At 63.3% G+C, this 16,741-nt stretch carries 17 protein-coding genes; 13 read left to right on the forward strand and 4 right to left on the reverse strand.

Features of this window, described 5'->3' with window-relative positions; translation table 11 throughout:
- Positions 1-41: 41 nt before the first annotated feature.
- The 4 genes from MHM88_RS04025 (at position 42) to MHM88_RS04040 (ending at position 4,902) form a co-directional block, all read left to right on the forward strand.
- Positions 42-572: a tripartite tricarboxylate transporter TctB family protein gene (locus MHM88_RS04025; RefSeq protein WP_239360260.1), complete on the forward strand. Its 531-nt coding sequence runs from the start codon at positions 42-44 to the stop codon at positions 570-572.
- 27 nt (positions 573-599) lie between these two features.
- Positions 600-2,219, forward strand: a complete 1,620-nt coding sequence (locus MHM88_RS04030; protein WP_239360262.1) for a tripartite tricarboxylate transporter permease — start codon at positions 600-602, stop codon at positions 2,217-2,219.
- On the forward strand, positions 2,201-3,568 hold the full coding sequence (locus MHM88_RS04035) for an aldehyde dehydrogenase family protein (RefSeq protein ID WP_239361155.1): 1,368 nt from the start codon (positions 2,201-2,203) through the stop codon (positions 3,566-3,568). The genes MHM88_RS04030 and MHM88_RS04035 overlap by 19 nt, the downstream gene beginning before the upstream one ends.
- A gap of 101 nt (positions 3,569-3,669) precedes the next feature.
- Entirely contained in the window at positions 3,670-4,902 is a 1,233-nt protein-coding gene (locus MHM88_RS04040) for a Tm-1-like ATP-binding domain-containing protein (RefSeq protein WP_239360264.1), read from the forward strand.
- Between the two features lie 33 nt (positions 4,903-4,935).
- Here MHM88_RS04040 and MHM88_RS04045 read toward each other — a convergent pair whose 3' ends face one another.
- From MHM88_RS04045 to MHM88_RS04055, 3 genes are all read right to left on the reverse strand, one after another.
- The gene (locus MHM88_RS04045) at positions 4,936-5,670 is read right to left on the reverse strand and encodes an FkbM family methyltransferase (protein ID WP_239360271.1); all 735 of its coding nucleotides are present in this window, start codon (positions 5,668-5,670) and stop codon (positions 4,936-4,938) included.
- 125 nt (positions 5,671-5,795) lie between these two features.
- A complete protein-coding gene (locus MHM88_RS04050) occupies positions 5,796-7,085 on the reverse strand; it encodes a glutamine synthetase family protein (protein WP_239318848.1) in 1,290 nt (429 codons plus the stop codon).
- Positions 7,086-7,277: 192 nt separating this feature from the next.
- A complete protein-coding gene (locus MHM88_RS04055; protein WP_239360278.1) occupies positions 7,278-8,537 on the reverse strand; it encodes a cytochrome P450 in 1,260 nt (419 codons plus the stop codon).
- A gap of 73 nt (positions 8,538-8,610) precedes the next feature.
- Here MHM88_RS04055 and MHM88_RS04060 point away from each other — a divergent pair, with 73 nt between their 5' ends.
- The gene (locus MHM88_RS04060) at positions 8,611-9,321 is read left to right on the forward strand and encodes a type 1 glutamine amidotransferase (protein WP_239360280.1); all 711 of its coding nucleotides are present in this window, start codon (positions 8,611-8,613) and stop codon (positions 9,319-9,321) included.
- Here the strand turns inward: MHM88_RS04060 and MHM88_RS04065 are convergent.
- Positions 9,318-9,968, reverse strand: coding sequence for a GntR family transcriptional regulator (locus MHM88_RS04065; protein ID WP_239360282.1), 651 nt, complete (start codon positions 9,966-9,968; stop codon positions 9,318-9,320). The two genes, MHM88_RS04060 and MHM88_RS04065, sit on opposite strands and share 4 nt — an antisense overlap.
- A gap of 244 nt (positions 9,969-10,212) precedes the next feature.
- On the opposite strand from MHM88_RS04065, the gene paaA reads away from it, so the two are divergent.
- The 8 genes from paaA (at position 10,213) to MHM88_RS04105 (ending at position 16,481) form a co-directional block, all read left to right on the forward strand.
- On the forward strand, positions 10,213-11,205 hold the full coding sequence (gene paaA, locus MHM88_RS04070; RefSeq protein WP_239360283.1) for a 1,2-phenylacetyl-CoA epoxidase subunit PaaA: 993 nt from the start codon (positions 10,213-10,215) through the stop codon (positions 11,203-11,205).
- A gap of 88 nt (positions 11,206-11,293) precedes the next feature.
- Positions 11,294-11,578 carry a 1,2-phenylacetyl-CoA epoxidase subunit PaaB gene (paaB, locus tag MHM88_RS04075; protein WP_065323761.1) on the forward strand — a complete coding sequence of 95 codons (285 nt, stop codon included), beginning with the start codon at positions 11,294-11,296 and terminating at the stop codon, positions 11,576-11,578.
- A complete protein-coding gene (gene paaC, locus MHM88_RS04080) occupies positions 11,578-12,339 on the forward strand; it encodes a 1,2-phenylacetyl-CoA epoxidase subunit PaaC (protein WP_239360285.1) in 762 nt (253 codons plus the stop codon). The genes paaB and paaC overlap by 1 nt, the downstream gene beginning before the upstream one ends.
- Before the next feature lie 110 nt (positions 12,340-12,449).
- Positions 12,450-12,926, forward strand: coding sequence for a 1,2-phenylacetyl-CoA epoxidase subunit PaaD (gene paaD, locus MHM88_RS04085; protein WP_239360286.1), 477 nt, complete (start codon positions 12,450-12,452; stop codon positions 12,924-12,926).
- A gap of 13 nt (positions 12,927-12,939) precedes the next feature.
- Entirely contained in the window at positions 12,940-14,010 is a 1,071-nt protein-coding gene (locus MHM88_RS04090) for a 2Fe-2S iron-sulfur cluster-binding protein (RefSeq protein ID WP_239318839.1), read from the forward strand.
- 110 nt (positions 14,011-14,120) lie between these two features.
- Positions 14,121-14,984, forward strand: a complete 864-nt coding sequence (locus MHM88_RS04095) for a branched-chain amino acid aminotransferase (protein WP_239360287.1) — start codon at positions 14,121-14,123, stop codon at positions 14,982-14,984.
- Between the two features lie 353 nt (positions 14,985-15,337).
- Positions 15,338-15,793: a universal stress protein gene (locus MHM88_RS04100; protein ID WP_239318837.1), complete on the forward strand. Its 456-nt coding sequence runs from the start codon at positions 15,338-15,340 to the stop codon at positions 15,791-15,793.
- Between the two features lie 124 nt (positions 15,794-15,917).
- Positions 15,918-16,481 carry a NifU family protein gene (locus MHM88_RS04105; RefSeq protein ID WP_239318836.1) on the forward strand — a complete coding sequence of 188 codons (564 nt, stop codon included), beginning with the start codon at positions 15,918-15,920 and terminating at the stop codon, positions 16,479-16,481.
- Positions 16,482-16,741 lie beyond the last annotated feature (260 nt).

Consider the following 16,741-nt stretch of genomic DNA (forward strand, 5'->3'; position numbering starts at 1 on the left):
AACGCACCCACACGATCCGCCTTCCCAGCCAGAGACCTTCCATGCAAAGCGAACGCGAACGCAGATTTGTCGGCCCGCGCCGGGGGCAGCTTCTGTTTCTCCTGTCTTTCCTGATCCTCTCGGTGCTGCTCCTGTCGCAGATCGGCACCCAGACCGCCTGGGTGAAGAAAACCGATTTCTTTGCCCAGCCACGGTTCTGGCCCGCAGTGGGCGTGGGGGGCATGGTGCTGTTCACCGCCTTGCACCTGTGGCGGCTGCCGTTTCGCCGGATTGAACGCACCGACCTGCGCGAGGCACTGCGCTGGGCCAGCGCGCTGGAATACATGCTGTGGTTCATGGGCTATGTCGTGCTGGTGCCGCTGGCTGGCTACCTGCCCGTGACCCTGGCGTTTGTACCGCTGCTGGCCTGGCGGATGGGCTATCGCAGCCCGCAGATGATGGCGATCAGTGCCGGGTTTGCGGTGTTCATCGTCCTGTTCTTCAAGGGGGTTCTGGCGGTGCGCATCCCCGGGGCGGTTCTCTATGAATACCTGCCGGACGCCTGGCGCAGCTTTGCCATCCTCTATCTCTGAGACTTTTTCCAAGGAAGACGCGCGCGCATGGACCTGATCCTTTCTGCCCTCGACATCCTGATGCGCTGGGACGTGGCGCTGGCACTGCTGGCGGGCTCCGTCGGCGGTGTGCTGATCGGGGCGATCCCCGGGGTCGGCCCGGCGGTCGCCATCGCGATCCTGCTGCCTGCGACCTTCTCGCTTGATCCCATCGTGGGGCTGACGGTGCTCTTGGGCATCTATGGCTCGTCCATGTATGGCGGTGCGATTCCGGCGATCCTGATCAACACGCCCGGCACCGCCGTCAATGCGCTGACCACCTATGACGGCTATCCGATGACCGCCCGGGGCGAGCCGCGCCGCGCCCTCAGCCTCGCCTATTCCGCGAGCTTCTTCGGCGGCGTGTTCTCGGTGATCTGCCTGATCCTGTTCGCGCCCGTGTTGGCGAAAATCGCGCCGCTGTTTGGCGCGCGCGAGATCTTCCTCGCCGCGCTGCTGGGCTTGCTGTTGGTGGTGGTGGCCCATCGCGGTCAGGCGCTGATTGCGGCGGCGCTGGCCTGTCTTGGGATCTTTCTCAACACCATCGGCATGGAGCCGGTGAAATACACCCAGCGCTACACATTTGGCACGGATGCGCTGGGGTCGGGCATCAACCTCATCGTGGTGGTGCTGGGGCTGTTTGCGATCTCGCAGGCCTTTGTACTGCTGACAGATGAGGACGAGAAGATCCGCCTCACCAAGCTGCGCGGCGGCATGTTTCAGGGCCTGCGCGAGTTGGCGCGCCATCCGCGTGTGGCCTCCGTGTCGGCTGGCTTTGGCGTTGTGATGGGCATGATCCCCGGCGTGGGCGAGTTCACGGCACAGTTTATGTCCTACACTTACGCCCAGAAATCCTCAAAACGGCCGCAGGATTTTGGCAATGGCTCCTCCGAGGGGCTCATCGCCGCCGAGACCGCAAATAATGCCGTGCCCGCCGCCGCCATGGTTCCGCTCTTGGCGCTTGGTATTCCGGGCGAGGCGCTGACGGCGATGATGCTGTCGGTCTTTTACGTCCACAACGTGGTGCCGGGGCCGGGGTTGTTTCAGAACCAGATGGATTTTGTCGTCGCGCTTTATCTGGCGCTGCTGATCCTCAACGTGCTGGTGCTGGCCTTCCTGCTCGGGGCGACCAAATCGCTCATTCAGGTGGTGCGTATCCCCAATCGGTTCCTCGGCGTGGGCATCCTGACCCTCAGTTTCGTGGGCGTTTACTCCCTGAGAAACTCCGCCACCGATTGCTTTATTGCCGCAGGCTTTGGCCTGTTTGGCTTCATCCTCAAGCGCCTGCAACTGCCCGCCGTACCGATCATCCTCGGCATGGTTCTGGGCGGCATCATGGAAGTGAAGCTGCGCGCCGCCATGGCGCGGGTAAAGACCCCCTTTGATTTCATTGACCGCCCGGTGGCGTTCATCCTGTTCACTCTCATCTTGATCGTGCTGGCGACGCATATCCTTCGCATTCGCAAGGAAGCGCGCGAGCTGAAGGAGGCCGAATGGCAGACCAAGACCTCATCAACACGATTCGGAGCACTCCTGTTGCGCCGCAAAACCTCTTTCTTGAAGGAGCATGGACGCAAGGTTCGGGCACGCCACGCGAAGCTACTTCGCCGATTGACGGATCTGTTCTGACCACATTGGCCACGGCCACTGCGGCGGATGTCGACCGGGCCGTCGCCTCTGCGCGGCGGGCGTTCGAGGATGGCCGCTGGTCAGGGCTGGCGCCTGCGGCGCGCAAGAAAGTGCTGCACCGGATCGCCGACAGGATCGAGGCCGAGGCGGTGGCGCTTACGGTGCTCGGCGTGCGCGACAACGGCACCGAATTCAACATGGCGCTGAAGGCCGAGGCGGGCTCTGCCGCCGGGACCTTTCGCTATTACGCCGAGGCGCTGGACAAGGTGGCGGGCGAAGTGGCCCCCACCGCGCCGGATGTGCTGGGGCTGGTGCAGCGCGCGCCCGTCGGTGTGGTGGGGGCGATCGTGCCATGGAACTTCCCGCTGATGATCGGCGCGTGGAAATTGGCGCCCGCGCTCGCGATGGGCAACTCCGTGGTGCTGAAACCGGCCGAGACCGCGTCGCTGTCGTTGCTGCGGCTGGCAGAGATCTGTTCGGACTGCGGCCTGCCGGATGGCGTGCTCAATGTTGTGACCGGGCCGGGTGCTGTGACAGGTGCCGCGCTGTCGGAGCATATGGATGTGGACGTGATGGTCTTTACCGGTTCTGGCGCGACGGGACGGCGGTTGCTGGAGGCCTCGGCGCGTTCGAACCTCAAACGCTGCTATCTGGAGCTGGGCGGCAAGTCGCCCAACATCGTCTTTGCCGATGCCAAGGATCTGGACCACGCCGCCAAGGTTTCCGCCATGGGGATCTTTCGCAACTCCGGGCAGGTCTGTGTCGCAGGCTCCCGCCTGCTGGTGGAGGAGTCGATTCATGATGAATTTGTCGCGCGGGTGGTGGACCATGCCAAAGCACTGACGGTCGGTGATCCGTTGGATCTGGGCACCCAGATCGGTGCGGTGAATTCTGAGGTTCAACTGGAGGCCAACCTCGCCCATGTGGAGCGCGCCATCGTCGAAGGCGGCGAAGTGCTGTGTGGTGGCGGGCGAATTTTGCAGGACACTGGCGGGACCTATATGGCCCCCACAGTCGTGACCGGCGTGACCCAGCAGGCGAGCCTGTTTCAACGCGAGGTGTTTGGGCCTGTGTTGGCGGTGACCCCGTTCAAGACGGAAGAAGAGGCGCTGCGGCTCGCGAATGCCACCGACTATGGCCTCGCCGCCGGGGTCTGGACGCAGGATCTGTCGCGGGCGCATCGCTGTGTTGCGGGCATACGCGCCGGTGTGGTGCATGTGAACACCTATGGCGGTGCCGATAATACGGTGCCTTTGGGCGGTGTTGGCCAGTCCGGTAACGGACATGACAAATCCCTGCATGCGCTGGAGAAATACGTCGATCTGAAAACCGCCTGGTTTCAGTTGTGACGGGAGCGCGGCCCTGGCTGCGCCCGGACCGCGCGGCCTCCGGCGGGGATATTTGGAAGAAGATGAAGACGGGCGCGGGAGGCGCCTGAGGGGAGAATGAGATGAGCGGTGAAAAGACGATCCTTGTGGCCGGGACCTGGGACACCAAGGATGATGAGCTGTCCTATCTGTCGGAGGTGATCCGGGGACAGGGCGGTCAGGTGCTCCGCATGGATGTGAGTGTTTTGGGCGATCCAAAGCTGCCCACGGATGTCTCAAAACACGAGGTGGCCGAGGCGGCGGGCAGTTCCATTCAGGCGGCCATCGACAGCGGGGATGAAAATACCGCGATGCAGATCATGGGGGCGGGATCGGCCCGGCTTGCGCTGGATCTGTGGCGGGAGGGGCGTATTCATGGTGTGATCGTGCTGGGCGGCACCATGGGCACCGATCTGGCGCTGGATCTCTGCGGGGCATTGCCGCTTGGGGTGCCGAAATATGTGGTGTCCACCGTGGCGTTTTCGCCGCTGCTGCCGCCGGATCGCATTCCGGCGGATGTGCAGATGATCCTCTGGGCCGGGGGACTTTATGGATTGAATGACATCTGCAAGGCGTCGCTCAGTCAGGCGGCGGGGGCGGTTCTGGGTGCATCCCGCGCGGTGGAAGCGCCGACGTTTACGCGGCCGATGATTGGGATGACCTCATTTGGCAAGACGGTGCTGCGCTACATGGTAACTCTGAAACCGGAGCTTGAACGGCGCGGGTTTGATGTGGCGGTGTTTCATGCCACCGGAATGGGCGGACGGGCGTTTGAGAGCCTCGCAGGCGATGGTGCCTTTGCTGCCGTAATGGATTTTGCACCGCAAGAGGTGAGCAATCATCTGTTTGGCGGGCTCTCGGCCGGTGAGGGGCGTATGACCCACGCGGGTCGCGCGGGCATCCCGCAGATGATCGCACCGGGCTGCTACGATCTGGTGGATTTTGTCGGCTGGCAGGGCGTGCCTGCGCCGCTTCAGGGGCGGGAGTGCCACGCCCACAACCGCCTGCTGACCGCCGCCATGCTCTCGGCAGAGGAGCGCCGCACGGTGGCCCGGGCGATCTGCGAGAAACTGTCAGGCGCCAAAGCCCCCGTTGCCTTCTTTCTTCCCACCGAAGGCTGCAATGAATGGGATCGCAGCGGCGGAGATCTGCATGACGCCGACGGGCTGGCCGCCTTTTGTGACGAGATCCGCCGCGCGGTGCCCGGCACGGTCGACCTGCAGGAGCTGGCCTGCCACATCAACGACGCCCCCTTTACAGAGGCCGTTCTGGCGCAGTTTGACCGCTGGATCGCCACCGGGGTGATCGAGCGCTAAGGCGGGCCTTTCCGATGCCAGGCGGGGCGGCGATCAGCTCGGCGTCTCCGCGCGGGTGCAGGTCCAGACCGTGCGGCTGGAGACCTCTTCGACCTTCTGAAACCCCGCCTCGCGCAGGATGGTCTTGCAGCGACGCATGCCCTTGACCTCATAGGCCTCCGGGTGGAATTCGATGACGATGGCGCGGAAGGGCGCGAGATCCATCGCTTCGAGCAGCGCCAATTCGCCGCCCTCGATGTCCATCACCAAGACGGTGGGGGTCAGCTCGGCAACGACCTCGGCCAGATCGACGGTGGGGACCTGCACCACGCGCGACGGGCGCCCGGCCTCGTTCAGCAGCGAAGAGCCGAGAAAGCTGTTGCGCAGGTGGAAGTCCATACTGTCGGGTCGGTCCGTACCGGCAAAGAGCACCTGATTGCGCAGCTCCACCCGATCGCCAAGATCATTCATCTGGTGCAGGGCGCGAATGACAGGGACCAGTTCCGGGTTGGCCTCGAACGACAGCACCTTTTCGGGCTTGGCGTTGGTTGCGATCACCGCCCCCACCACGCCAAGGCCGGCGCCGACCTCCAGCACCCGATCGTCTTCACGCACCACATGCAGCGCGCCGGCAATTTCCTGGCCCTCGTACCGCGCCGCATTGATCCGATTGATCCGCGTTTCGGTCAAAAAGGACGACTGCGGCACCTTCACGCCAAGGCAGGTCGCAGCGACCTCCTGCGTCACCACCGGGCCCGCATCATGCGGTGCCACTTCTGTATCAGACATGTTCTGCTCGTTTCGCCTGAGTTGATTATGCCGTCACTCTGGCGCGGTCTTCGATGCAAAAGCAAGCGCAGGCCGCAGCGGGCCTGCGCATCGACCATCACCTGTGTCCCGGTTCAGACAATCCGTCAGACAAAATGCACGTAGAAATCGCGCAAGGCGTCGCCTTCCAGATCACGGGTTTTGCGGACCTCTTTTTGTTTCATGTAGACGTGATTGGCGACCAGATCAGCACCCACGGCCTGCGTCAGCGCGACGTCCTTCTCCAGATCCGCCACCGCGCCCTTCAGCGTCATTGCGGTGCTTTCGCGGGTATCGGTGCGATCGAACCCATCGCCGGTTTCCATCGGCCCCAGTTCATAGCCGTTCTCCACCCCAAGCCGTGCCGCCTGCAACAGCGCCGCCACCGTGGTGTAGGGGTTCGATGAGGCATCTGCCATCCGATGCTCCAGCCGTGCCTTGGCTCCGCCCTCGGAACTGATCCGCGTGGTGACATTGCGATGATCGCCGCCCCAGTTCTGCCAAAAGCCCGACAGGCTGCCGGGCTGCAAGCGCATGTAGCTGTTGGCGGTGGGCGCGATCAGACCGGCCAGACCCTTGTGGTGATGCAGAAACCCGGCAAGGCAGCCGCGCGCCAGATCATTCATGTGCTCCGGCCCGCCCTTGGGTCCGGAGGACAGCGCATTGCCCCCGGCCTCATCCGCGAATGACAGGTTCACATGCATGCCCGAGCCTCCGGCCTGCGCCACCGGCTTGGGCATGAAGGTCAGGACGATCCCGTATTCCAGCGCAATCTCCCGCGCCATCAGGCGAAACAGCACGATGTCATCCACCGCCTTCACGGCATCGTCAAAGGTCAGCGTGTATTCAAACTGCGGGCTGTCAAACTCGGCGGTAATCATATCGAGCGAGAAGCCCATCTCATCCGCCATCGCCCAGATCCGGTCGTTGAACCGCAACGGGTCCGCAAACGGTCCGGTGCCATAGACCACGCCGCCCGGCGCATCATAGGGCACCAGCCGGCCATAATCGTCCGGCTGCAGGGCAAAGGCCTCCAGCTCGATGCCGATTTTTGGCGAGAGCCCCTTGGCCTGCCAATCCGCCACCGCACGTTTCAGCGCCCCCCGTGGACAGAGCGTGAGCGGCGCGCCCGCATCATCATAGAGATCGCCCAGAACGATCTTAGTGGAGGCATGCCAGCTGTCGCGGATCTCCTCGCCGCGCCAGCGCAGTTCCATATCCGGCAGGCCCTGTTTCACCATTGATCCCGGCGCATCCAGCAGATCGCGGTCGTAGTGGGTGCCAAAGACGGAGCGGCAGAACCGGGTGTCATCGTCTCCGATCTTGGAATGCGGCAGATATTTTCCGCGCATGATACTGAGATGGTCGCAGAAAAGCGCACGCAGGCGGGTTTTCATTTGGCTTCCTTTCCTGTTGGAGGCCCGCGCATCTTTGGCGTGCGTCTTGGCCTTGGGATCTGCGGAACGCGCCCATGTAAGGGCAGCGCCCGATCCTAGGGTGGGCGCAAAAGCGCCCTCCCTGGGGGGAGGGTCGGGCGCTGCCCGGGCTCTTCGCCCGGGCGACCCAGTTTCAACCTGACGAGCTTGAGCCTACGCGGCTTCCACCCGAACCGGCAATTCCTTGATGCCGCCGACGAAATTCGAGCGCAGGAATTTATGCGCACCGGCTGGCTCGATGGACTTGATCCGCTTGGCAAGCTCCTGAAACAGCACGGTGACCTCCAGCCGCGCCAGCCACATGCCAAGGCAGACATGCGGGCCGAACTGGCCAAAGGACAGGTGCCGGTTGGGATTGCGCATCAGGTTCACCCGGAACGGGTCGTCAAAATAGCTGTCGTCGCGATTGGCCGAGGCAAACCAGTAGAGCACCTTGTCGCCTTCGCGGATGGTCTTGCCGTGCATCTCTACATCCTGCGTCGCGGTGCGGCGGAAATAGAGCGCGGGCGTCGCCCAGCGGATGATCTCATCCGCCGCCGTCTCCCAGACCTCGCCGCCCGCCTGCATCTGCGCCAGAAGCTCCGGCTGATGACACATCGCCTGAATGCCAGCCGCGATGGAATAGCGGGTGGTGTCATTGCCCGCCGCCACCAAGAGGCAGAAGAAATTGCGAAACTCGGTCTCGGTAATGACCGAGCCGTCCCGCGCCGGCTGCAGGATCATGTTGAGCACGCCCGAGGTGTCGCCCGCCTTTTCCTTCGCTTCCATCAACTCCTTGGCATAGATGTATAATTCCGCACCCGCAGGAGAGTTGAAGGGCATCATGCGGAATTCATCCGTGTCCATTTTATCCAGCACATGCGAGGTGAAATCCGGGTCGGTATTGGCGATCAGTGCGTCGCCCTTCTCCACCAGCCATGGCAGATCCGCGTCCGGCAGGCCCACCACACGCCCCAGCATCCGCATTGGCAATTGCCGGGCGATCTCCTTGGTGGCGTCAAAGGTGCCCTTTGCCAGCGCCGCGTCCAAAATTTCGGCGCAGAGGGCGCGGATGTCGTCCTCATATTGCGCCATGGTGGTTTTGGAAAACGCCTTCAGCAGCTTCATCCGCACCTGTGAATGGTCTGGCGGGTCGGTCTCCTGAAAGGTGCGCCGCGCGAGGTATTCCTCATAGGTCTGATCTTCCATGCGGATGCCGCGCGCCGAGGAGAACACCTCTGTGTTCTTGTTCATCCTGGTGATGTCATCGTAACGCGTCACCGACCAGAAATTCTGCCCGTCCGGGTAGTCTGTCCAATGCAGCGGATCATCACGCCGGAGCCGGGCAAAGGTGTTGTGCGGCGCACCACCGGCAAAGGCGTCATGGCTCGACAGGTCCGCGTATCCATCATCGGTCGGGGTCCAGATCGTCATGGCGGGGCTTCCTTTGGGTTGCTTCACATGTATATTATTAAGCACTGTAAATATGCATATGGGAAGCCTGAACATGCGCATTGCGATTTTGATGACCAATACGGACGACAGCGCCTTTGCTCACAGGCACCCGATGGATGGTGAGAAGTTCACCACGCTAGTACAGATGGCGCGGCCCCACTGGTCCTGTGATGTTTTCGCGGTGAAGGACGATATTTTTCCCGAAGATATAAGTACTTATGACGGCACGATGATCACCGGCAGCCCAGCCTCAACACGGTCCGGCGCGCCGTGGGTGACGCGCCTTTTGGACCTGATCCGGCAGATGCATGCGCTGCGCCTGCCGCTTTTTGGGGCCTGTTTTGGTCATCAGGCGATTGCGCTCGCCCTGGGTGGTCGCATCGACACTCTGCCCGGCGGCTGGGTGCATGGCCGCACCGAGAATCACCTGGTTGCGCGCCCGGAGTGGGCCGCCGACCTGCCGGATGTGGTCTCGATCTACGGCTCTCATGTGGAATATGTACGCGACTTGCCGAAAGGGGCCGACCCGTTGATGACCCGCGATGGCCACAACACCGGATTCACCCTCGGCACCCATATCGCCACCAGCCAGCACCACCCGGAAATGACCCATGCGTTCATAAGCGCGCTGACCGAAGAACTGCGGCAGGACATGGGTCCCGAGATCTACGCCCGCGCGCAAGAGAGCCTAAAGAAGAAGGTCGACCAGCCCGCGCTGGCAGAGGCCATCGCACGGTTTTTCGAGGCTGCGCGCGCCGCCTAGCCAAGGGCGGCCAGCAGATCCATCACCGTGACCTGATCAAACAGTACATGCGCCTGCATGGCGGCCTCGGCACCGTCGCGGTCATGCGACAGGATCAGCGTGGCGATCTCGCGATGTTCCAGCGCCGATTGCGCAATGGCACCCGGATAGCGGTAGCGGGCACGGTAATAGGCCATCAGCTTGCGGGCATTGGTCTTGATCATTTCGACCAGAAACGGGTTTGCCGCGCCCAGCGCGACCGTTTCATGAAACCGCAGGTTCAACTGGTAATACCCATCGGGGTCGGCGTCGCCCTTTTGGGACGCATGCGTCTCGCAGGCTGTGACCACCGCGTGCAGCTGCTCTCGCAACACAGGCGAGATTCGCCGCGCGGCCAACCCCGCCGCCTGCCCCTCCAGCTGCGCATGCACCTCCTGGATGGCGAGGAATTCCTCCAGCGTGGGTTTGAACAGCACTGCGCCCTTGCGGGGCAGACGCCGGATCAGACCGGAGGCTTCGAGCTGGATATAGGCCTCGCGGATCGGGGTGCGCGACACGGAATGGCGCGCGGCCAATGCGACCTCGTCAATCTCCTGCCCCGGCGCCAGCCGCCCGGCGTCGATATCCTCAAGGATCGCGGCAATCAGCGTATCTGTCTGCCCGGCCATCGCTGTCTCCTGCTGCCTGCCCCCTGCTTACGGCAGCAAGGGCAACCTTGGCAACGCGGCAGGGCAACCCGCCTGGGAGGTCACCTGAATGCGTTACCACTTTTTGCTAATGTGTATTTTTGTGTTACATTTCTCTTGAGCCGAATCGAGCGCGGGCGTAGATTGATCCTGCGTCGCGCAACATGCGGCGATGCACGCCAAGTTATTCGGGCCGAGTATTGGGCCAGGACCGGAGGAGCCAGCCATGTACGCGCAAATGGTCAAATCGACCGGCACGGGACTAAAATCCGCGGACGAGATGAGCGCCGAGGAGCGCGCGTTTCAGGCCCGCATCGACGCGGGCGAAAAGATCGAGCCCAAGGACTGGATGCCCGAAGGCTATCGCAAGACGCTGATCCGCCAGATCGGCCAGCACGCCCATTCCGAAATCGTCGGCCAACTGCCGGAGGGCAACTGGATCACCCGCGCGCCAACGCTGGAACGCAAGGCGATCCTCCTGGCCAAGGTGCAGGATGAGGCTGGTCACGGGCTCTATCTCTATTGTGCCGCTGAAACGCTGGGCGTCAGCCGCGATGAGATGACCGAGATGCTCTTGGATGGGCGGATGAAATATTCGTCGATCTTCAACTACCCGACGCTGACATGGGCCGATATGGGCGCGGTCGGCTGGCTGGTGGATGGCGCGGCAATCATGAATCAGGTGCCACTGCAACGCACGTCCTTTGGCCCCTATTCGCGTGCGATGATCCGCGTCTGCAAGGAAGAGAGTTTCCACCAGCGTCAGGGCTTTGACATCATGATGAAGATGGCGCAGGGCAATGCCCAACAGAAGGCGATGGCTCAGGATGCGCTCAACCGCTTCTGGTATCCGGCGCTGATGATGTTCGGCCCCTCGGACAAGGACTCGGTCCATTCCGCACAGTCGATGGCGTGGAAGATCAAGATGAACACCAATGACGAGCTGCGTCAAAAGTTCGTCGACCAGACTGTGCCACAGGCCGAATACCTCGGCCTGACGGTGCCGGACGAGAACCTCAAGTGGAACGAGGAAAAGGGCGGCTACGACTTTACCGAGCCCGATTGGGAGGAGTTCTTTGAGGTCATCAAGGGCAACGGCCCCTGCAACACCGACCGTCTCGCCGCACGTAACAAGGCCTGGGACGATGGCAAATGGGTACGCGAGGGCATGATGGCCCACGCCGAGAAGAAACACGCCCGCAAGATGGCGGCCGAATAAGCGCCCCCTTCGTTTTGACATTCCCTGCGGCAGCGCCGCGCGCCCGCAGCCCCGGGCGCGCCCTGTCTCAGCACCGAAAGGACCAAACATGAAAACCGAATGGCCCCTCTGGGAAATCTTTATCCGCGGTCAGCATGGCCTCAGCCACCGTCACGTCGGCAGCCTGCATGCGCCGGACGCGGAAATGGCGATCAAGAACGCTCGCGATGTCTACACCCGCCGCAACGAAGGCGTGTCGATCTGGGTGGTCGAGGCGGCGCAGATCACCGCCTCCTCTCCCTCGGAGAAAGGCCCCATGTACGAGCCCTCCGAGAGCAAGGTCTACCGTCATCCGTCCTTCTACGACATTCCCGAAGACGTGGGGGCGATGTGATGTCGCGCGACGCTGCTTTTTATGAGTTCCTGCTCAGGATGGGGGACAACACCCTGATCCTCGGCCACCGTGTCAGCGAATGGTGCGGCCACGCGCCGGTGCTCGAAGAGGATATCGCGCTGGCCAATACCGCGCTCGACCTGATCGGTCAGACCCAGATGTGGCTTGGTCTTGCAGCGGAGGTTCAGGGCGAGGGCAAGACCGCAGATGATCTGGCCTTCCTGCGCGATGCCTGGGATTTTCGCAACCTGCTGCTGGTCGAAATGCCAAACGGCGATTTTGGCCAGACCCTGATGCGGCAGTTCCTGTTTGATGCCTGGCATGTGCTGCAACTGCGCGCTCTGTCTCAGTCTACCGATGAACGTATCGCCGCAATCGCCGCAAAGGCGGTGAAGGAAGCGACCTACCATCTGGAGCGCTCTGCCGAGACCGTGGTGGCCCTTGGCGACGGCACCGAGGAAAGCCACGCCCGGATGCAGGCGGCGCTTGATTACCTTTCCCCCTATGTGGGCGAGATGTTCCTGAGCGACGCGGTGGATACGACGCTGGTCGAGGCCGGAATTGCCCCCGATCCCGCTGGTTTGCGCGCGGACTACGATGAAACACTCGCCCGTGTTTTGGGCGAGGCGACGCTGACGCTCCCCGAAGCCCGCCGCGCCCGTGGCGGGGGCCGCAATGGCAAGATGCACACCGAACACCTCGGGCATCTGCTGACCACCATGCAGTGGATGCAGCGCGCCTATCCGGGAGCGACGTGGTGATGCTCGCGTTTACGCGCACAGGGCATCCCCCGGCCTCGGGTGGGGGTGAAGCCCCCTCCCGGGGGGGAGGTCGGGGGCTGCCCGGCCTATCGTCCGGGCGAGGTGTCTGAATGCAAGACACGCAATCCAACCAACCCTCCCTCGCGCAGATCTGGGAATGGCTCGATGCGGTGCCCGATCCGGAAATCCCGGTGATCTCCCTCGTCGACCTCGGCATCGTGCGCGATGTTGAGTGGAGCGACGACGGTCTCATCGTCACCCTGACGCCGACCTATTCGGGCTGCCCGGCGACCTCGATCATTCGGCTGGATGTGGAAACCGCACTGGCCTCTCACGGGGTTGAGCGCGTGGAGATCAAGACCCAGATCGCGCCGCCCTGGACCACCGACTGGCTCTCGGACAAAGGCCGTGCCCGGCTGGAGGAATACGGCATCGCGCCCCCCTCCCCCGCTGGCGGCCCCGACCATTGCCCCCGCTGCGGCAGTCCTGAAGTGACCCGCGTGAGCCAGTTCGGCTCCACCCCGTGCAAGGCCCATTGGCGCTGCAACAGCTGCCTGGAACCTTTCGATTATTTCAAGTGTATCTGAGGAGGCTTGGCTCATGGCCCGCTTTCACCCGCTCGAAGTCACCGACATCAAACACACCATCCGCGATGCGGTGGTGGTCACGCTGAAGCCCGTCAATGGCGCGGCGGCAGAATTCGACTTCACCCAAGGCCAATACCTGACGTTTCGCCGCGATTTCGACGGCACCGAGTTGCGCCGCAGCTATTCGATCTGTGCGGGCAAGGACGAGGGTATCCTGCAAGTCGGCATCAAACGGGTCGATGGCGGCGCCTTTTCGACCTGGGCCAACACCGACCTCAAGGTCGGCGATACGGTCGAGGCGATGCCACCGCAGGGTCGGTTTTTCACCGATCTCGATGCGGCGGCCGAGAAACACTATCTGGGCTTTGCTGGTGGCTCCGGCATCACGCCGGTGCTGTCGATCCTGAAAACCACCCTGCAGGCCGAACCCCAGTCCCGTTTCACACTGGTTTACGCCAACAAGGGCATCAACTCGATCATGTTCCGCGAGGAGATCGAGGACCTGAAAAACCGCTACATGGGGCGTCTGTCGGTGATCCATGTGTTGGAAGCCGATGCGCAGGAGGTGGATCTGTTCACCGGGCTGGTCACGCAGGAGAAATGCGCCCAGCTGTTCGAGCGCTGGATTCCGATCCAGAGCGTCGACACCGCGTTCATCTGCGGACCTGAGCCGATGATGCTCGGCATTGCCGAGGCCCTGCGCACGGCAGGCCTGACGGACGCGCAGATCAAGTTCGAACTCTTCGCCTCCAACCAGCCCGGACGTGCAGCGAAAAAGGCTGCCAGCAGTGACGCCGCCGCCAGTGCGCCGGTCACCGCTGCCATCACGTTGGATGGGGCCACGCGCTCGGTGACGCTGGATCGCAATACCAGCGTGCTCGAAGCGGCATTGGACAACGCCATGGATGCTCCGTGGTCGTGTCGCGCCGGCGTCTGCTCCACCTGCCGCTGTCGCGTGATCGAGGGCGAGGTCGAGATGGCCGCCAACCACGCGCTGGAGGATGATGAAGTCGCCAAGGGTTTTGTGCTGTCCTGCCAGTCCTACCCGGTGACCGATCACCTGGTGGTCAGCTACGACGAATGACAGGCGCCTGGTCCAGACCAACCTGAGACGGGATTGGCTCTGGACCTTGCCGGGCGTGCCGCCTAACGTCCCGATCGTATCCAATCCGCATTCCCAGACCCGAGGTTCCCATGGCTGTCGGCAAGAGTATCCGCACCTATTTCAACGGCCAATGGCATGACGGCGATGTGCCGATCATGTCCGCCGCCGACCATGCCGCCTGGCTTGGCTCTTCCGTCTTCGACGGCGCGCGCTGGTTTGACGGCGTCAGCCCGGATCTGGACAAGCACTGCGCCCGCACCAATGCCTCGGCGGAGGCGCTGATGATGGCGGCAACGGTGCCCGCCGACCAGATGGTGGAGATCGTGCGCGAGGGGCTCGAAGGGTTTTCTGCCGACAGCGCCGTCTACATCCGGCCGATGTATTGGGCCACCGACGGCGATCAGACCCTGATCGCCCCCGCGCCAGAGGCGACGCAATTCGCGCTCTGCCTCGAGGAAATCCCGATGGCCCCCGAAGCCGCCTCGGCCACGCTCACGCGGACCCGCTTTCGCCGCCCGGTTCTGGAGTCCGCGGTGGTCAATGCCAAGGCCGGCTGCCTTTATCCCAACAACGCCCGCATGCTGCGCGAAGCGCGTGCCAAGGGCTTCACCAACACGCTGACCTGCGACGTGATGGGCAATGTGGCCGAAACCGCCACCGCCAATATCTTTATGGTCAAGGATGGTGAGGTGTTCACGCCGATTGCCAACGGGACGTTCCTTGCCGGCATCACCCGCGCGCGCCACATCGAGAACATGCGCGCCGATGGGATCACCGTGCATGAGACCGTGCTGGGCTATGCGCATTTCGAAGCCGCGGATGAGATCTTCATGTCCGGCAACATGTCCAAGGTGACCCCGGTCACCGCCTTTGACGATGTCACCTATCCCCATGGCCCCGTCACCCGCCGGGTGCGCGAACTCTATTGGGACTGGGCCAAATCCGGCACCTGAGACGCGCCGTCACGTCATCTCAACAAGAAAGGGAGCCCTCCCGCCCCCGCGCGATCTTCTGGCTGCGCCAAAGATCCCTGGCGGCGTTGGGCCGCGCATCGCAGCCCTGACGGGCCGCGATGCGGTTGCATCCAGATCCTGCCCTCGCCGCAGAACGCAACCGCGCCGGACGGCAGTCCGGCGCCCGGCCCAACGGATTCCATGGCATTTTCAATGCAATGGAAGCGGGCGGGAGGTCCCCCTTCCTCCGGTGGTTCGCCGCGCGGCGCGGACAACGGGCGCGACCGCAGACCTCTATTGCGCGGGACGGTTGCATCAGCCAATATGGCCGGGACACGACAACAGAGGTTTTGATGCGCAAGTTCCTGGTCGTCCTCGACGACAGCCGTGAATGCCTGAACGCCATGCGCTTTGCCGCCATGCGCGCGTCCAACACCGGTGGCGGCGTGGTCATCCTGTCGATCATCCCGCCGGATGAATTCAACCACTGGATCGGCGTCGGCGAGGTGATGCGCGAGGAGGCCCGCGAGCGCATCCACGCCCACTTCGAAGTCTTTGCCAAATGGATGCGCGACCGTCAGGGCGTCGATCCCGAACTGGTCATCCGCGAGGGCGACATCGTGCCGGAAATCCTCGCCCAGATCGAAGCCGACCCGGAAGTGGGCGTGCTGGTGCTGGGCGCCGCCAGCGACCGCAAGGGCCCCGGCCCCATCGTCACCCAGCTGACGCGCACCGCCGGCACGCTTCCCTTTCCGATCACCATCGTCCCCGGCGACATGTCCAAAGAAAAGCTCGAGGCCATCACCTGACGCAATCCGCCACGCCGCATCGGGCAAACCCTTGCATTTCGCGCCGCAGCCTTTAATTTAGAACCATTCCAAAACCCGACAGGCACCGGGCCGACCGCCCGGGCCAGTCTGACGGAGAACCGAGATGTTTATCCAGACCGAATCCACGCCGAACCCGGCGACCCTGAAATTCCTGCCAGGCCAGACCGTTCTGGATGCTGGCACCGCCGACTTCCCCTCGGCCGAAGCGGCGTCGAAATCACCGCTGGCGCAGCGTATCTTTGCGGTCAGCGGCGTGACCGGCGTGTTCTTTGGCAATGACTTCGTCACCGTCACCAAGGACGACTCGGTCGAGTGGGACCACATCAAACCCGCCGTCCTTGGCGCGGTGATGGAGCACTACCAGTCCGGCCAACCGGTGATCGACGAGGGCGGTCAGCAGGCCTCCGGCCATGCCGAGCACAGCGGCGAAGACGGCGAAATCGTCGACCAGATCAAGGAGCTGCTCGACAGCCGCGTGCGCCCTGCGGTGGCACAGGATGGCGGCGACATCACCTTCCACGGCTTTGACCGCGGCGTTGTCTACCTGCACATGCAGGGGGCCTGCGCGGGCTGCCCGTCCTCGACCCTGACGCTCAAGATGGGGATCGAGAACCTGTTGCGCCACTACATCCCCGAAGTGACCGAGGTCCGCCCGGTTGCCGTCTGAGGCAACCCCGGCTGAAACACTCCAGGCGCCCGATGCGGCGCCGCACGATTTTGGCGGGGGACGGATCTTGTTTCGTGCCCCGCACTTCCCCGCTCCGTCCGCCACGACCTTGACGACTGGCGCCGCACCGGAGCAACAGATGCCGCCACCGCGACGCTCTCCCCGCCCCTGCCAACCGCATGTTCCCGTGACGGATGCGTCCTGCATCATGCGGCGCCACGCGCGGACGGCTTGCCTTGGGCGGGCGGCTCTGCCAGAGA

Source organism: Epibacterium sp. MM17-32 (assembly GCF_022348205.1).
In the GTDB taxonomy this organism is placed as follows: Bacteria; Pseudomonadota; Alphaproteobacteria; order Rhodobacterales; family Rhodobacteraceae; genus Epibacterium.

What these genes read in the sequence shown, in the direction of transcription:
- paaC (WP_239360285.1), top strand. Translation starts at nt 11,578, where the DNA reads ATGTCGCGCGACGCTGCTTTTTATGAGTTCCTGCTCAGGATGGGGGAC.
- MHM88_RS04065 (WP_239360282.1), bottom strand. Translation starts at nt 9,968, where the DNA reads ATGGCCGGGCAGACAGATACGCTGATTGCCGCGATCCTTGAGGATATC.
- paaA (WP_239360283.1), top strand. Translation starts at nt 10,213, where the DNA reads ATGTACGCGCAAATGGTCAAATCGACCGGCACGGGACTAAAATCCGCG.
- MHM88_RS04055 (WP_239360278.1), bottom strand. Translation starts at nt 8,537, where the DNA reads ATGACGATCTGGACCCCGACCGATGATGGATACGCGGACCTGTCGAGC.
- MHM88_RS04050 (WP_239318848.1), bottom strand. Translation starts at nt 7,085, where the DNA reads ATGAAAACCCGCCTGCGTGCGCTTTTCTGCGACCATCTCAGTATCATG.
- paaD (WP_239360286.1), top strand. Translation starts at nt 12,450, where the DNA reads ATGCAAGACACGCAATCCAACCAACCCTCCCTCGCGCAGATCTGGGAA.
- MHM88_RS04100 (WP_239318837.1), top strand. Translation starts at nt 15,338, where the DNA reads ATGCGCAAGTTCCTGGTCGTCCTCGACGACAGCCGTGAATGCCTGAAC.
- paaB (WP_065323761.1), top strand. Translation starts at nt 11,294, where the DNA reads ATGAAAACCGAATGGCCCCTCTGGGAAATCTTTATCCGCGGTCAGCAT.
- MHM88_RS04060 (WP_239360280.1), top strand. Translation starts at nt 8,611, where the DNA reads ATGCGCATTGCGATTTTGATGACCAATACGGACGACAGCGCCTTTGCT.
- MHM88_RS04045 (WP_239360271.1), bottom strand. Translation starts at nt 5,670, where the DNA reads ATGTCTGATACAGAAGTGGCACCGCATGATGCGGGCCCGGTGGTGACG.
- MHM88_RS04030 (WP_239360262.1), top strand. Translation starts at nt 600, where the DNA reads ATGGACCTGATCCTTTCTGCCCTCGACATCCTGATGCGCTGGGACGTG.
- MHM88_RS04105 (WP_239318836.1), top strand. Translation starts at nt 15,918, where the DNA reads ATGTTTATCCAGACCGAATCCACGCCGAACCCGGCGACCCTGAAATTC.
- MHM88_RS04025 (WP_239360260.1), top strand. Translation starts at nt 42, where the DNA reads ATGCAAAGCGAACGCGAACGCAGATTTGTCGGCCCGCGCCGGGGGCAG.
- MHM88_RS04040 (WP_239360264.1), top strand. Translation starts at nt 3,670, where the DNA reads ATGAGCGGTGAAAAGACGATCCTTGTGGCCGGGACCTGGGACACCAAG.
- MHM88_RS04095 (WP_239360287.1), top strand. Translation starts at nt 14,121, where the DNA reads ATGGCTGTCGGCAAGAGTATCCGCACCTATTTCAACGGCCAATGGCAT.
- MHM88_RS04090 (WP_239318839.1), top strand. Translation starts at nt 12,940, where the DNA reads ATGGCCCGCTTTCACCCGCTCGAAGTCACCGACATCAAACACACCATC.